The organism is Blautia sp. DFI.1.216 (assembly GCF_020594215.1).
Lineage (GTDB): Bacteria > Bacillota > Clostridia > Lachnospirales > Lachnospiraceae > Blautia_A > Blautia_A wexlerae.
This window is the reverse complement of sequence record NZ_JAJDML010000018.1, coordinates 21,799-37,050: the sequence shown is the minus strand read 5'-3', so window position 1 is coordinate 37,050 and position 15,252 is coordinate 21,799. Positions and strand designations below refer to the sequence as shown.

The following is a 15,252-nucleotide window of genomic DNA, read 5'->3' as shown; positions in this document are numbered from 1 at the left end:
GGTAAGTCCCATGCTTCAATTGCGAAAAGCAATAATCATTGGGTGGGAACTTGCTTGTCTGTTACTATTTCGCGTAGATTCTCTTGTCCTTAATCTCTACTTTGCCTTCCTTCATCAGATGGCCAATGGCACGTTTAAACGCTCCCTTACTCAGACCAAATTCTCTCTGGATCACTTCTGGTGATGCCTTGTCATCAAATGGAAGAACACCTGCAAATTCATTGATCACTTCAAGGACATTCTCCGCATCCTCATTGATCTGAAGATATGCTTTCTGACGATCTGTGACGTTCATTTTTCCGTCTTCTTTTACTTCGCTGACACGCAGCTCAAGGATCTTGCCCGGACGGTATTTTCCCTTGGCTTCTCTTGCAGGGATCAGTGCAGAATATTTATCATCAACTGCCACAAATACACCGAATCTGTCGCTGATCTCATAAACACGGCCCTTCACCATATCTCCCACTACATAAGGAGTTCTGGTGGAAAGATAATGATAAACCTTCATAGTTGCGCAGAGACGACTGCTCTTGTCAATATAGAGTGCTACCAGCACATCTTCTCCCTCTCTTACTTTCAGAGTCTGCTCATGATATGGAAGCAGAAGGTCTTTCTCCAGTCCCCAGTCAAGGAATGCACCAATCCTTGTTACCTGAGAGACTTTCAGAACTGCTGTCTGACCTACCTGAAGCTTCGGTTCTTTTGTTGTTGCAATAAGACGATCCTGAGAATCCTTGTAGATAAATGCTTCAATGCTGTCGCCTTCCTTTGTTCCTTCCGGAACCTGTCTGGACGGAAGAAGAACACGGTTCTTTGCATCTGCCTGCATATCCTCACCCAGATATACACCAAAATCTACGGACTTCACTACTGTTAATTTCTGTTTTTTTCCTAACTCTATCATATAATCTCCATTTCTGTTGTGATAGTATCTTTTTAAAAAAATTAAAAATATACTATACTGTCATCATCCTCTGACATTAGCTTTATATTTCAGTATAACATAAATAATAAAGGCGGCACAATGCCGCCTTATTATTTTTTATTATCTTATTTTACGTTACTGTTCCCTATAGATCAGGATGTATTTTATTCCAATTCAATTTCACATACACTCAGACAGATTCTTTATCGTGTATTATATATTCTGCATCCACTTGCACGCCAGTTCCATCCAGGACTGGCACTCTTTCTGCACGCAGCCTCCGTCTTCGTGGCTTGTCTCTTCGTTTGCAAGACTTAAACCATGTCCGCCAACCGGATAAAGATGCATTTCTACCGGAATTTCAAATTTGCGCAACGCATTGAAGAACAACAGAGAATTCTCTACAGGAACACAATCATCTGTCACTGTATGCCACAGGAATGTGGTTGGTGTATCTTTAGATACCTGGAATTCCAGAGACTGTTCTTTTCTCTTATCAAGATCATTATAATCCTCTCCAAGCAAGCATTCAAAGGAACCTGTATGTGCAAACTCACCGGAAGTGATCACCGGATAACTTAAGATCATACCATTTGGTTTCACCATATCAGAAGTTACCCCAAGTGTCTGTGCAATAAAATCTTTCTTCCAGAAAACGCCAAGACTTGCTGCCAGATGACCACCTGCGGAAAAGCCCTGCAGAACAATTTTATTCGTATCAATATGAAACTCTGCAGCATTTTTTCTTAAAAAAGCAACAGACTTCGCAAGCTGCAAGAGTGCCAGTGGATATCTGGCAGGTTCTACGCTATAGCGCAGGATCACTGCATGATATCCCCTTACCAGATACTGCATGGCGATCGGTTCTGCTTCTCTGTCAGAAGTCATAGCATACCCGCCTCCCGGGCAGATCACAACTACCGGACGCTTTCTGTTGATATGCATTTCAATGGAATTATCCAGAAAATAAGTGTATAAATCTGCAGTTTCTTTATATCCGTCTACTGCAATTTCAATCTTCTTATAAATCATAAGTTCCTCCTGTATATTTCATCATTTTTTCCATTTCTACTCCCCATTCCGCTAATTTTTGGGGAATATTTACAGCTACTTTTCTCAGTTTTGTTTTGCCATCCTTTGCTGCCAAACGCTTATATAAATGTATATTTCCATCTGCATCAAGAACAATATAAAAACACTCTAAAATATGACCTGATCCTACAATTTCCCGTGTTGTATATATATATCCTGCTTTATTCTTTTTTCTTTTAGAAAAAACAATCCCTCTGCTTCTCCTGTCTCGGAAACTTGGAAAATAATCTTCACGTATAATTTCAAGTTCTTCCCATTTATACATTTTTTTGAAAAACAGATACGATATTTTGCAGCCTTCTTTACTTAATGTTACGACTTTTGAAGAGAAAAACAATAATGGTGCATCAATCAAAAACTCAAGAATCAATATTGGAATTCTTTCTCCCTCTTCAGCAGACAGCCCTGTCCAAATAAGCAGTACCGTAATAAGTATTACCATGGTTATCTGCAAAAAATCTCTGATCTTTATTACTTCTTGCTGATATTCTTTTAAATTTGTATAGTCTGCTCCTTTGCTTTGAATTTTTTTTCTTTGTTGCCTCCTCAATTCTATCATTTCATCATATTGTCTTTGTTTTTCTTCTTCTTTTATTCCCTCTCCTTTTTCTGCCTCCACTCCCCATTCCTTCATTTTTTCACGAACATTTACGTACATTTTTCTAATAACTTGCTTTTTTCCTTTTTCTAATTTATAAGAAAAAACATTGCCATGTTCATCAAAAGTAATGTAAAAACAATCTGAAAGCGGAAACGCATCAACGATCATCCTGGTAGTATATTTCTTTTTCTTCTTATTTACTGCATATTTGGAAAATACAATCCCCTGATAACGTATGCTCCCTCCTTTACCATATGTATACCAGACATCCTCTCTGATAACAGCAAGCTCTTCCCATTTATAATTTCTCTTCCAAAACAGCCAGGATACCGTACAGCCTTCTCTGCTCAGCACAACAGTTCTCATATAATACAAGATTAACAGCAACATTAATATTTCCACACTAAAAATTATAAATTCATATCCCTCTGTTCTTATTTCCTTTCTTTCCAGGAAAATCATCAGCATTCCTATGCCGAATACAAACGCTGATATAAATAATATCAGTATTATATGTGGATCTAATACTCTTATTTTTTCCTGCTGCTCTTTCATATGCATTTCCTCCGGTTGTCTGAAATCCTTACTGTTACTATTCCGGTATATCAACCTAATTTCTTGCATTTTCTTATGAGTTCATTATAAGGTAAATATATGTAATTGTTAAGGTGCAAAATAAAATGTTGCTGTCCCGTTTACTGCAAATTAAACGAACCATACAATATTAAAGTTCAGCTGTTATTATCTTTCAAGGATCATGACATCTTTTGCATTCATGCTAACGGTCTGCCCTGAAACGTTCTCCTCCTTCGATAAAGTTGCAGAAAATTGCCCGGACTTTCTGCAATATGGCAGAAGAATTTTCCTTGTTTCTTCTGCTACAAAAAATCTCCCGGATAAGAGAAGCGCTTACTCTTATCCGGGAGATTTTTTATATCTTTAACAAGTTCATATCTTTTATTTTCAGATCAGCGATTATTTATTTCCCTGTCCATAATATGCATTTGCACCATGTTTTCTGAAGTAGTGCTTATCCTGCAGATCCTGTGGTGCAGGTTTTACCTGTGGATTGATCAGCTCACAGCGGGATGCCATCTTGGCAACTTCCTCAAGAACAACTGCATTATGTACTGCTTCATGAGCATCCTTACCCCATGCAAATGGTCCATGGTTTTTGCAAAGTACTGCAGGTACTGCTTCATAATCTTTGTCCTTAAACAGGTCTACGATCAGAAGTCCTGTGTTTTTCTCATATTCTTCAAATTCCTTGCCTTCCAGGCAGCGTGCACATGGAACTTCACCATAAATATAATCTGCATGTGTGGTTCCATAACATGGGATTGCTCTTCCGGCCTGCGCCCAGCTTGTTGCCCATGAAGAATGTGTATGTACAACTCCTCCGATATTCGGGAATGCTTTGTACAGTTCTACATGAGTTGCTGTATCAGAAGATGGATTGTATTTTCCTTCTACCTTATTTCCATTCAGGTCTACAACAACCATATCATCCGGTGTCAGCAGATCATAATCAACTCCACTTGGTTTGATGACAAAAAGTCCTGATTCTCTGTCGATTCCGCTTACATTTCCCCATGTAAATGTAACAAGTCCGTATTTTGGAAGATCCATGTTTGCTTTGTAAACTTCCTCTTTTAATTTCTCCAGCATGATTTGTACCTCTCCTTTTGCTTTTCAGATATTCTTTTACAACAGCTTTCAGATGTTCCGGCTTTTTTCTGCATATCCCACCCGGAAAATCTCTTAATATCTGTATTATAGCACTTGTACGGTACATGTACCAACTTGTATGTTGATTATTTTACTGTTTCTCATACAGAAACTCTTCAGGCAGACTTACCTTGAAATCTCTTGCAAGTGAACGGAAATTGTCCGGTGTAATAGTCTGAAGTTTATTTGGAGTCATAGAAAGAATCTTCACCAGGATCTCTGCAGATTTTTCTACCGTATGGAGCAGACCAAATGTCAGGTCAAAATCTTCACCTGAGCAGAACATTCCATGATGTGCCCAGATAACAACATCATATTTCTGCATTAATTCTGCTGTTTTTATGGCAATTTCTCTTCCACCCGGTACCATCCAGCCGACAACACCCACGCCGTCCGGGAATACAACCGGACACTCTGTAGCAGATTCCCATAACTCTCTTGTAAAGATCTTATCATCCAGTGGCAGAACAAATGTCAGAGCAATTGTATTTGTCGTATGTGCATGATAAATAACACGATGTTTTCCGTTTGTCAGTTTCTTCTTCACTTCATGATTCATCAGATGAGTCGGAAGCTCACTGGTAGGTCTGCCGCCCTCAACCAGGCCCCAGCGGATTCTGTAATTCATTCCTGTCTCATCCAGTTCAATGATCGCAAGACATACTTCCGGATCCACGATAATATTTCTGAAATATTTACCGCTTCCCGTTACAAGGAAAAACTCTCCTGCTAATCCCGGAACCTCTATCCCGATCGGTATCCATTCTCCAGGTGCATTCAGACGGGGACGAATCATCTCTACTTCCTCCGGTTTCAGACGATAGCTTAAGTTTCCGCCGTTTCTCTCATGCCATCCCTGAAGATAACCGTCATTTGCCATTTTGATAAATCCCTGTACAAATTTAGATTCCAGAATTTTCATAATATATATACCCTCCGCTTTTTGTGGTTTTGTGTTGTTTGTTTTTAACAATATATTGTTTCTTGTTGTTTATGAATGTATTATATATTGTTTCTTGTTGTTTGTAAATAATTTATTCAAAAAATCTCTCACAAAACCACACATCAATTCCGAAATATCTTTGTCAATTCTGTCCTGCTATTCATCCTGTTCAGAAGATTTTTACCGTTATTTTTGCTGAAATTCTATAATTGCGTATGCTTTTCCGTCTGTATCATCAAGCGATACAATCACCTTTCCTGTTTCTGCTTTTGCTTTCGGGCAGATTATATCTCCAAGTTTTGCCTGCATCTTATACTCTGCACGCATCTGGTATACTTTGAAATCTTCCGGCAGGAAATCTTCTGCCATACAGATATACTGACAGTTGTTTACATGATGATTAGTGTCAAGATGATGCTTCTGCACTGTGAATGATTCCTGTGAAGTCATGTCATCCGGAAGTTTGATTTTCCTCGGTGCATAATCCATTTCCAGCTTTTCGCCGAGTATGTAATTGTCTGTATCTGCAGGTGTCAGTCTCGCCGGAATCCCTGTACTGATGGCCAGATGTGTCCAGTTGGAGTTCGCCCAGGCAAGCTTCTTCCCATCCATTGTTTCTATGGTGAAATTACGCATACCCATGAATCCTTTGAAATCATAAGGTGCTGTCGTGATCCTGATTTCCGTTCCCATAGCAGGATATTCATCCACAATTACCTGCCAGGAAGAAAGAACCCACGCTCTGTCTCTTGCCTTCAGCACGTCTCCTCCAAGCCCGACCGACTCCGCATGAAATGTACAGCAATCCTGAAAATAGTTCAAAACACCCGGTAATGTCAGTTTGCCGTTCTCACCTGTCTCACTGTATCTGACTCTACTGTTAAAACTGTAATTCATTTTTTATGTCCTCTTTTCTTATGTCGCTATGATTTTTTAATATACTTCTTTTCTATTATTATAACAAGCCAAAAGTATAAGGCATAAAACAGTTTTTTATAAACTGCCCTATGCCTTATCTTTGTTCTACGTTATATTATTTACTGTAATTCTTTGCTACAAATGTGATCATTACCTTAAACAGATCCCCATCCAGGTATAGCTTAAACTCACCTCCCTGCAGCTCTGTCAGGCTCTTTGCGATAGAGAGTCCCAGTCCGCTTCCCTCTGTATTTCTCGCCACATCTCCTCTGATAAATCGTTCTGTCAGTTCATCCGCAGAGATATTCAAAGGCTGTGCTGAAATATTTTTCAGGGAAAAGGTTACTTTTTTATTTCTGTTGCTGATCTCTGCGTAAACTCTGGTGCCCTCCATTGCGTACTTCACAACATTGCCGAATACGTTTTCCAGGACACGCCACATTCTCTGACCGTCTGCGTAGATAATGGACGGTTCGTCTGTGAAATGTACCATCATAGTCAGGTTCTTCTCCTGGAATTTCTCTTCAAATTCTCCGATCACCTGCTGCACCATTTCCACAAAATCAATATCATTCATCTCCAGCTTAATGTTTCCGGTGCTTGCCTTGGATGCCTCTACCACATCCTCTGTGAGCACCTTCAGTCTCTGGGATTTCTCATCCAGGATGCGTAGATATTCCTGTATTTTCGGATCTGTCGGGTTCTCACGTTTCATCAGATCTACATAATTGATAATGGAAGTCAGAGGTGTTTTCAGGTCATGGGAAACATTTGTGATCAGCTCTGTCTGCATTCTTTCCTTTTTCAGGCTGTTCTCCACAGCAGCATCCAGACCACTGCCAATATTGTTGATATATTCTGCCATCACCTTCTGTTTTCCGGTAAGTGTATCTGTTTTGATCTTATACTGCAGTTCTCCATCGCTTATTTTCTTCAGACCATCCATAATACGATCCTGCCCGTCTGCTTTTCTGATGGCGAAAATCATAACAGCCACATCTACAGCCATCAATGCCAGCAGGAATACTCCTGCACCACTGAATACGCAGCCGATGATCAGGAACTGCAAAAATAAAAATGCACCTCCCACAAGCAGAACTTTTATTTTTTCTGCTGTATTTCTGGAAAAAGCTCTGGCAAAATCAGCAAGCTTCCCACTGCATTTTCCAATCCATTTCAGAACTTTTCTAATCATACTGTTTTTCCATAAGGTTCCTGCTTTTATTCTTCTTACCAGGCTGAGATATCCGATCAGAAACCATGCCATTGTATAAGTCCCACATATGAGACAGATAACAATCACTGTCACTGCTGCATGACTGTAACCCAATGATGAGTTGGCGATCAAGGTTCCCGATATGATCGTTCCTGCCAGCCATATACCGATTACTGTTCCTGCCGCAATTTCTGTATACCATCTGTCAAATCCGTTGAGATGAATTTCTTCATCCTTTGGTTTCCTTCCTGCTGTCACAGTCAGCCACACCATACCGATCAGCCAGAGCACACTTCCGAAGATTGCTCCTGCCAGCATCGGAAACATAAGCTTTGAATATGTCTCATAGTTCTCTGCCTCATCAGCCATGGAATCTGCCACAGAAAATTTCGTATCAACCGAAACTGCAAATACAAAATCCTTTGTGTCAAAGCTCTGATCAATGGTATGATTCCACACCTGCAGATCTGCACCCGGAATATTTGTAACACACTCACTTAATTCCGGGTAAACAACTGCATATGCTTTTTCCTTAAATATTTTCTCAAGGTTCTGCTCCAGCTGTGCGTAACTGCTGTACGCTTTTTTATTTGTATAGATTGTCTGTGTTTCTTTATCTGCGAAAAGATATGTGAGGTTGGTACTCCCTTCGGTATAGTCTCCCACGCTGTGAAAGACGGATGCCAGTGATGTTTCATAATCATTGAACTGTTCATCTGACTGTATGGCACGGATGCAGTCCAGAAGTGTGAATAACTCCTTATATGCATCCTCCAGTCTCCCATTCCATTCCGTGCTTTTGTTTACCGCATCCAGGATATTCTCAGCTCCCTGTGGTGCAAATTTCTCGTCCAGCTGACTCAGTTCTACGAAAAAACATCCCGGATATTCTGTGTTTGTTCTGGTATCCGTAACGTTGCCGATATTCTCTGATTGTGAGGTATATCTGTAATAAAGTTCATCTGCTACGGTATCCAGTTTCTCGGACTCGGTCTTTGATTCGAAATCATCTTCTTCAAGAAAATCTGTATTGTAATTAATTTTCAGTGTTCCATCTGCCACCATCTTTTTAAAGTCAGTCCGATAAAAATAGTGGCTGGTTCCGTCAAAAGATTCACATCTTATGACCTGTGAATCTTCGTCATAAACACCTTCATAATAGTTTGCCTCCCAGTCTTTTCCCCACTCCAGAAGATCACTTACAGAGTACGCAAGCCCAGAAGTATTTTTCAGAGAAAGGTCTCTGATGGAATCACGGGTGTTTCCTTTTTCCTCAAATTCTGCCAGATCGATCACTGCCGATGAACCAGCATTTTTCAGATAGTTAATGTCATCCTGCGCTGCCAGACTGACCAGAATATCTGATCCTCTGTTGCTGACCTGTTTCTCAAATGCTTCTGATTCTGTGTAACTTTTGCCTCTGTCATCCAGGCGGATTCCAGTCTGATAGATCATCACAAACATAGCTACACAGACTGCTGCTGCAACTGCTGCCAGATGCGCGATCACGATCCAGATTGCCTTGACAGAACTGCTTCTGTATCCTTTTCCCTTCATAATGTTTGTCCCTTTCCTTTTTTATTTAATTTATTGCTTTGTCAAGCGGATATTCGCAATCCGCTTTGCTACTTGCTCATAACCAAATAACTGCTTCACAGTTTATCAGAATGTGCTTGCACACCTCCTGATACAAGCAAGTCCCCACCCACTGCTTATTGCTTTTCGCAATTGAAGCAGGGGACTTACTTGATTTGGTTAAATTTTTTCCACCTTATATCCAAGTCCCCACACAACCTTCAGGTATCTTGGCTCCCTTGGATTAATCTCAATTTTTTCTCTGATATGCCGGATATGCACTGCCACCGTATTATCTGCAGCAACTGCTTCCTCATTCCAGATATTTTCATAAATCTGATTAATAGAAAATACCCTTCCCTGATTCTTCATCAGAAGAAACAGGATATTGTACTCAATAGGTGTCAGCTTTACCACATCACCGTCTACCCTGACTTCCTTCAGATCATCGTTTATACTCAGACCTCCTGTCTCGTAGATATGAGCATTCTCCACAGGTATTGCTGCTCCCAGCCTTGTATATCTGCGAAGCTGTGATTTCACCCTCGCCACCAGTTCCAGCGGATTAAAAGGTTTTGTCACATAATCATCTGCTCCTACATTTAATCCAAGGATCTTATCTGCATCTTCTGATTTTGCAGAAAGAATAATGATCGGAAGAGGATTCTCTTCCCTTATCTTCAAAGTAGCCCGGATGCCATCCAACTTCGGCATCATAATATCTATGATCAGCAGATCCACCGGCTGACTGCGCAGTATATTGATCGCTTCCAAACCATCATATGCTTTAAAAATCACATACCCTTCCTGCTCCAGATAAATACTGATTGCCTCTACAATGTCTTTATCATCATCGCAGACCAGAATATTCGCCACTTTATACACCTCCCTCATCATCCGAAATGCCAGTCTGAAATCTCTCATGTACAGACACCCCGGCTTCTTATTTTGTATTTCTGATATTAGAATAATCGAAGCTTCTTAATATGAAAGGGACAAATTCTTAAGATTTTCTTATGATTATTCACTTTTCGCAGTCAAAATATCAGGCTGTTAATCTGTCACTTTTATCAGGCTCCTATTTTCATCCAATTCTTCTATTCGTTCTGCTGTATACATTTTTTATCTCATCTTTTCTCTTTTTCTGACAGTCAATAATAGACTGAAAATCATTATATCATTTCACATATATTACTTCTATAGAATATTCTCTTCTGTTTCCCATTTCCACACCCATCACTGTTTATTCCATTCTCCATAACTCACAACCAATCTATAGCAACCCTCGTAAATAATACTTCCATCAACGCACCAGGGGATCATCGTTATATGTTTTTTGGTATTTTATTAACAATCTTCATACATATCGCATAATTTTTTATTGATTTTGTACAATATTATTTATTTTTCGGCAAAACAATGCTACAATGTTTTACAAGATTAGAGCGTGTCTGAAAAAGGCTTTCTGCAAGATGTGCGTTACAATTTGTGGTATATTTTGCCCGGATGAGGGCGCCGTAGCGGGCTACGGCAACTGAATTCGGGTGAAATATCCCGCAAAGTGGGGCGTGCAGATTGCGGGAATGATTTTTCAGACACACTCTAGTGTACTGATTTATAACTGTTCAATGGTCTGCTAACCGCAAAGCTACTGAACAGTTACACGTTTTTTTTCAACGAGGGAGGTATTCTTATGAATCTGGAAAACATGACAAAAATCTACGCCCGTGGTGACAGCCGCATTCAGCTGAAGGTAATTCCCGGACATTTCGTCACATCTCAGTCACATATCACTCACTATCTGGATCTTACAACTATGAAATCCAGAACTGCCGAAGCACAGAATATTGCTCACGAACTGGCTGCTAATTATGAAGTATCTACTCCTGTTGATACCATTATCTGTATGGACGGACTGGAAGTAATTGGCGCATATCTTTCTGAAGAACTTACCAAAGCCGGCATTTTTTCCCTGAATGCTCATCAGACGATCTACGTGATTACTCCTGAATCCAGCAATTCCGGACAGATTATCTTCCGTGATAATTTTCAGCCAATGATCAAGGGCAAAAATGTACTGATCCTCAATGGTTCGATTACCACAGGCTCTACTTTGTCCAAAGCAATCGAGAGCATTCTGTATTACGGAGGCACTATCAGAGGTATCGCAGCCATATTCAGCAGAGTAGACAGCGTGGCTTCTCTCCCTGTATATTCTATTTTTAACACCAAAGATATACCGGACTATCATTCCTATTCATCTACAAAATGTCCAATGTGTCAGAGGCAGCAAAAAATCGATGCCATTGTCAGCAGCTACGGATATTCAGCTCTGTAAATCTTCGAAGTATTTTATAAAGAAATTGTTACCAGAATTGATGACTTTGTCTGGGGACCGGTGATGCTGATCCTGTTGGTCGGAACCGGTATCTTCCTGACTGTGCGCACCAGATTTCTTACATGGCGTAACCTTGGCTATGCACTGAAAAGCACACTCAGCAAGGAAGCCCGCACCAAGAGCCGCGGACAGGGAGATGTATCACCTTTTTCCGCACTGACAACCTCACTGGCAGCCACCATCGGTACCGGAAATATCGTCGGTGTTGCCACAGCCATGGTTTCCGGTGGTCCCGGAGCTCTGGTATGGAACTTCTCCGATATCGCCAACGCACTGATGGCTATCCCGAACCTGATCTGCATGCTCCTGTTAAGCGGCGAGATTGCCAAAGATGTAAAAGGATTCCAGCCGGAGATTAAAAAATAATTACCCACATCATTCTTTTTATCATCCTGAAGTAAAATGCAGCCAGAACCTTGTTCCGTCAGGTTCTGGCTGCATTTTACAGAAATCTTGTACGCCGGGTACAAATAAACACTTACTTTATTGATGGCATACTTCCATATACTGTTTTACATCTGAAGCAATTGATATATATGGTGTTCCATATGGGATCCAGGTTGACTGAAAAGCATGATATACATCTGATTTTCCCGGCCATACTGTTCCTATCACATTATTATTTTCATCTAACTGATGAAACCAGGAACCATTTTTATGATCCAATACCTTATCATCCAGATATCTCATAAACTCTTCATAATCTTTTGCATATTTCTGCTTATGAGTTATATGCCATAAGACTGCTGATGTATTGATTGCCTCTGCCAATGTCCAATGCATTCTGTCATGAACAACAGGTTTTCCATCCCAGTCAGTCGTATACACAATTCCAGGATTTCCATCCACATTCCAGGAATCTTCAACTGCTCTGTTGTAGAGTTTCTCTGCAGCTTTTAAATATACTTCTGCAGAATCAGGGGTATCTTTATAAGAAGAATATGCCCACTGCACGATCAATCTGGCCCACTCAATTCCATGGCCCGGTGTTGCTCCATAAGGTTTAAAACGATCAGCAGGACATTCTTTATTGCAATCAAGATCAGCTTTCCATTCCTTTGTAAAATGTTCAGGTATTCTCCAGTCATTTGCGCTTGCCCATCCAATAACATGATCTATAATTCTTCCTGCACGTATTCTGTACTTTTCTTCTTTTATTGCATCTGCTACTGCCAGAAACGCTTCTACTGTATGCATATTTGCGTTAAGACCGCGATAATCATCAAGAACTGTAAATTCTGTATTCCAGGTATCATAAGTAAGTCCCTGTTTTTCATCCCAGAACCGTTTATCAAATAATTCCAATGCATCTTTAAGCAGAGTTTCTGCATTTTTTTCTCCTGCCAGCAAAGCAGAAGAAGCAGCCAGAAGAACAAATGCATGAGCATAACACTGTTTATCTGGCAGGAATTTATTATCCGGTGTAATTCCCGGATACCATCCTCCATTTTCACAATCTTTCAGTTCTTCCAGTAATCCATGTACAGCACCATGGACCAGTGCTGGACTTTCTTTATCCCCAAGCATGATTCCCATACTATATACATGGACCATACGGCATGTGATCCATGTTTCTCTGTTTCTGTCTTTCCATGGTGTTCCATCATCCCCAAGGAAATAAGCACTTCCTCCCGGTGATAAAAATCCTTTTCCAAAATTTAAAAGATTTTTCTGCAATTCACCTAAGAACATTTTATTTTCTTCTGTATCTATCTGATATTTTTTACCCGAATTTTCCATCTTAATCTTACCTTTCACTTCCAAAAAATTTCAGTTTCTCTTATAGCACAAAAAAGCACCTCATACCGAGGTGCCTCATGTAGCAGGGCTACAAGGATTCGAACCTTGAACTGACGGAGTCAGAGTCCGTTGCCTTACCGTTTGGCGATAGCCCTTTATGTTTTGTTTTCGCTACTTCGTTCGCGACAATTGGTATTATATAATAGTCTTTCAAAAAATGCAACCCCTTTTTTGAAATTTTTTTAATTTTTTTTATTTTTCTTCAAAAACATGAAAATACCGCCTATTTCCCGGAGTTTTTTTATGTACTCCGGGAAAAATTATGCTATAATCAATAAAAACTTATTGCTGCTTCTGATATACTCTTTCTTAAATATAACAATTCTCGTAACTGGTGTGCCGACAGGTTGACGCAAGATTGTTTCAAGAATCAACTTGTCGGCACACTAGAAACTTGCTATAGAGATCAAAGCAGCAGGAAATCTTAATAATAATTTCTCCAGACTATATATTATGATACTGAGGTCAAAAGCTATTCAGCCCTGGCCTGATATCTGTAAATTGCGATAAACAGTTACACCCGAGATATTATTATGAACCCAAAAGGAGAGCTATATATGAGAGCTAATAATCTTACTCTGCTCACAGACCTTTATGAACTTACTATGATGCAGGGCTATTTTAAGAACCCAACAAACCAGACTGTTATCTTCGATATGTTTTACCGTACCAATCCATGCGGAGGTGCATTTGCCATCACTGCCGGACTGGAACAGATGATTGAATATATTGAGAATCTTAAATTCACAGATGAAGATATCAAATATCTCAGAAGCCTGAATATTTTTGAAGAGGACTTCCTTGAATATTTAAGCAACTTCCGTTTCACAGGTGATATCTATGCAATTCCTGAGGGAACAGTTGTCTTCCCAAGAGAACCGCTTGTCAAAGTTGTAGCACCTATCATGGAAGCTCAGCTTGTAGAGACAGCAATCCTGAATATCATCAATCACCAGAGCCTCATTGCTACCAAAGCAGCCCGCGTTTGCTATGCTGCAAAGGGTGATGCGATCATGGAATTTGGTCTGCGTCGTGCCCAGGGACCGGATGCAGGTATCTTTGGCGCACGTGCCGCAATCATCGGTGGATGTGCCGGTACTTCCTGTGTTCTCACAGGCAAAATGTTCGACGTACCGGTCCTTGGAACTCACGCACACAGCTGGATCATGAGCTTCCCGGATGAATATACCGCATTCAAAACCTATGCCAAACTTTATCCGAATGCCTGCACCTTACTGGTAGATACCTATGATGTCCTGAAATCCGGTGTTCCAAATGCAATTCGTGTATTTGAGGAAATGCGCGAAGAAGGTATTCCGCTTACCAAATACGGTATCCGTATCGACAGTGGTGATCTTGCCTACCTTTCCAAAGAAGCATATAAGATGCTTGCTGCTGCCGGATTTGATGATGCAGTTATTTCCGCTTCCAGCGATCTGGACGAATATCTCATTGAGAGCCTGAAGGCTCAGGATGCCAAGATTAATTCCTGGGGTGTCGGAACACGACTGATCACTGCCAACGATAATCCTGCATTCGGCGGTGTATACAAACTTGCTGCTGTCAAAGATGCAGACAGTACCGAATTTACACCTAAGATCAAGCTTTCCGAAAACACAGAGAAAGTAACCAACCCTGGAAATAAAACCGTATATCGTCTCTATAATAAGAAAACCGGAAAAATCAGGGCAGATCTTATCTGCCTTGCTGATGAAAAGCTTGATGCAGACCAGAACATGGTTCTCTTTGATCCAATCGATACCTGGAAAAAGACAAAAGTTCTCGGCGGAACCTATGAAGTACGCGAACTTCTCGTTCCTGTCATCAGAGAAGGTAAACGGGTCTATGAATCTCCATCTGTTATGGAGCTTCGCGAATACTGCCAGAAAGAGCAGAATACTCTCTGGGATGAATCCAGACGTTTCGTAAATCCTCAGAAAGTATATGTAGATCTTTCTCAGAAACTCTGGGATCTGAAAAAAGACCTTCTGGAAGAAATAAGTGAGAAAGCTCTCGACTGAGCATAAACTCAGATTAAGAGTAACAAAACAGACAA

The 15,252-nt window shown here is 40.4% G+C and carries 12 protein-coding genes, 1 tRNA gene and 2 pseudogenes; 4 read left to right on the top strand and 11 right to left on the bottom strand.

Going from position 1 to position 15,252, the window contains the following annotated elements; genetic code table 11:
* Nucleotides 1-64 precede the first annotated feature (64 nt).
* The 9 genes and pseudogenes from LJE11_RS08935 to LJE11_RS20330 all read right to left on the bottom strand — a co-directional run.
* Nucleotides 65-904 (bottom strand): CvfB family protein, encoded by an 840-nt coding sequence (locus LJE11_RS08935; RefSeq protein ID WP_008707806.1) that lies wholly within the window; start codon nt 902-904, stop codon nt 65-67.
* A 234-nt stretch (nt 905-1,138) separates the two neighbouring features.
* Complete coding sequence (locus LJE11_RS08930) at nt 1,139-1,957, bottom strand: alpha/beta hydrolase (protein WP_022380130.1); 819 nt, start codon at nt 1,955-1,957, stop codon at nt 1,139-1,141.
* Nucleotides 1,947-3,173: a hypothetical protein gene (locus LJE11_RS08925; protein ID WP_118566980.1), complete on the bottom strand. Its 1,227-nt coding sequence runs from the start codon at nt 3,171-3,173 to the stop codon at nt 1,947-1,949. Before LJE11_RS08925 ends, LJE11_RS08930 begins: the two co-directional genes overlap by 11 nt.
* A 420-nt stretch (nt 3,174-3,593) precedes the next feature.
* On the bottom strand, nt 3,594-4,286 hold the full coding sequence (locus tag LJE11_RS08920) for an L-ribulose-5-phosphate 4-epimerase (RefSeq protein WP_008707810.1): 693 nt from the start codon (nt 4,284-4,286) through the stop codon (nt 3,594-3,596).
* A gap of 151 nt (nt 4,287-4,437) precedes the next feature.
* Nucleotides 4,438-5,268, bottom strand: a complete 831-nt coding sequence (gene rhaD / locus LJE11_RS08915; RefSeq protein ID WP_227295871.1) for a rhamnulose-1-phosphate aldolase — start codon at nt 5,266-5,268, stop codon at nt 4,438-4,440.
* A 207-nt stretch (nt 5,269-5,475) separates the two neighbouring features.
* Nucleotides 5,476-6,186 (bottom strand): acyl-[acyl-carrier-protein] thioesterase, encoded by a 711-nt coding sequence (locus tag LJE11_RS08910; protein ID WP_055058291.1) that lies wholly within the window; start codon nt 6,184-6,186, stop codon nt 5,476-5,478.
* A 136-nt stretch (nt 6,187-6,322) separates the two neighbouring features.
* Nucleotides 6,323-8,980: a sensor histidine kinase gene (locus tag LJE11_RS08905; protein WP_227295869.1), complete on the bottom strand. Its 2,658-nt coding sequence runs from the start codon at nt 8,978-8,980 to the stop codon at nt 6,323-6,325.
* A 198-nt stretch (nt 8,981-9,178) separates the two neighbouring features.
* Complete coding sequence (locus LJE11_RS08900) at nt 9,179-9,874, bottom strand: response regulator transcription factor (protein WP_227295868.1); 696 nt, start codon at nt 9,872-9,874, stop codon at nt 9,179-9,181.
* A gap of 521 nt (nt 9,875-10,395) precedes the next feature.
* Nucleotides 10,396-10,533: pseudogene (locus LJE11_RS20330) on the bottom strand (DUF6783 domain-containing protein); the annotation flags it as partial.
* On the opposite strand from LJE11_RS20330, the pseudogene LJE11_RS20325 reads away from it, so the two are divergent.
* The 3 genes and pseudogenes from LJE11_RS20325 to LJE11_RS08890 all read left to right on the top strand — a co-directional run bounded on the left by LJE11_RS20325 (nt 10,471) and on the right by LJE11_RS08890 (nt 11,762).
* Nucleotides 10,471-10,638, top strand: a pseudogene (locus tag LJE11_RS20325) (DUF6783 domain-containing protein). The pseudogenes LJE11_RS20330 and LJE11_RS20325 overlap by 63 nt on opposite strands.
* 53 nt (nt 10,639-10,691) lie before the next feature.
* A complete protein-coding gene (locus tag LJE11_RS08895) occupies nt 10,692-11,336 on the top strand; it encodes a phosphoribosyltransferase (RefSeq protein WP_008707815.1) in 645 nt (214 codons plus the stop codon).
* A 63-nt stretch (nt 11,337-11,399) separates the two neighbouring features.
* Nucleotides 11,400-11,762, top strand: coding sequence for an alanine:cation symporter family protein (locus tag LJE11_RS08890; RefSeq protein ID WP_227295866.1), 363 nt, complete (start codon nt 11,400-11,402; stop codon nt 11,760-11,762).
* A gap of 117 nt (nt 11,763-11,879) precedes the next feature.
* On the opposite strand, the gene LJE11_RS08885 is transcribed toward LJE11_RS08890, so the two are convergent.
* Entirely contained in the window at nt 11,880-13,154 is a 1,275-nt protein-coding gene (locus tag LJE11_RS08885; RefSeq protein WP_008707817.1) for an AGE family epimerase/isomerase, read from the bottom strand.
* A gap of 65 nt (nt 13,155-13,219) precedes the next feature.
* Nucleotides 13,220-13,291, bottom strand: a tRNA-Gln gene (locus tag LJE11_RS08880).
* Between the two features lie 462 nt (nt 13,292-13,753).
* Between LJE11_RS08880 and LJE11_RS08875 the strand changes: the two genes are divergently transcribed.
* Nucleotides 13,754-15,217, top strand: a complete 1,464-nt coding sequence (locus LJE11_RS08875) for a nicotinate phosphoribosyltransferase (protein WP_022380831.1) — start codon at nt 13,754-13,756, stop codon at nt 15,215-15,217.
* Nucleotides 15,218-15,252: the final 35 nt, after the last annotated feature.

What these genes read in the sequence shown, in the direction of transcription:
- LJE11_RS08930 (WP_022380130.1), bottom strand. Translation starts at nt 1,957, where the DNA reads ATGATTTATAAGAAGATTGAAATTGCAGTAGACGGATATAAAGAAACT.
- rhaD (WP_227295871.1), bottom strand. Translation starts at nt 5,268, where the DNA reads ATGAAAATTCTGGAATCTAAATTTGTACAGGGATTTATCAAAATGGCA.
- LJE11_RS08925 (WP_118566980.1), bottom strand. Translation starts at nt 3,173, where the DNA reads ATGAAAGAGCAGCAGGAAAAAATAAGAGTATTAGATCCACATATAATA.
- LJE11_RS08895 (WP_008707815.1), top strand. Translation starts at nt 10,692, where the DNA reads ATGAATCTGGAAAACATGACAAAAATCTACGCCCGTGGTGACAGCCGC.
- LJE11_RS08920 (WP_008707810.1), bottom strand. Translation starts at nt 4,286, where the DNA reads ATGCTGGAGAAATTAAAAGAGGAAGTTTACAAAGCAAACATGGATCTT.
- LJE11_RS08935 (WP_008707806.1), bottom strand. Translation starts at nt 904, where the DNA reads ATGATAGAGTTAGGAAAAAAACAGAAATTAACAGTAGTGAAGTCCGTA.
- LJE11_RS08875 (WP_022380831.1), top strand. Translation starts at nt 13,754, where the DNA reads ATGAGAGCTAATAATCTTACTCTGCTCACAGACCTTTATGAACTTACT.
- LJE11_RS08905 (WP_227295869.1), bottom strand. Translation starts at nt 8,980, where the DNA reads ATGAAGGGAAAAGGATACAGAAGCAGTTCTGTCAAGGCAATCTGGATC.
- LJE11_RS08890 (WP_227295866.1), top strand. Translation starts at nt 11,400, where the DNA reads ATGCTGATCCTGTTGGTCGGAACCGGTATCTTCCTGACTGTGCGCACC.
- LJE11_RS08910 (WP_055058291.1), bottom strand. Translation starts at nt 6,186, where the DNA reads ATGAATTACAGTTTTAACAGTAGAGTCAGATACAGTGAGACAGGTGAG.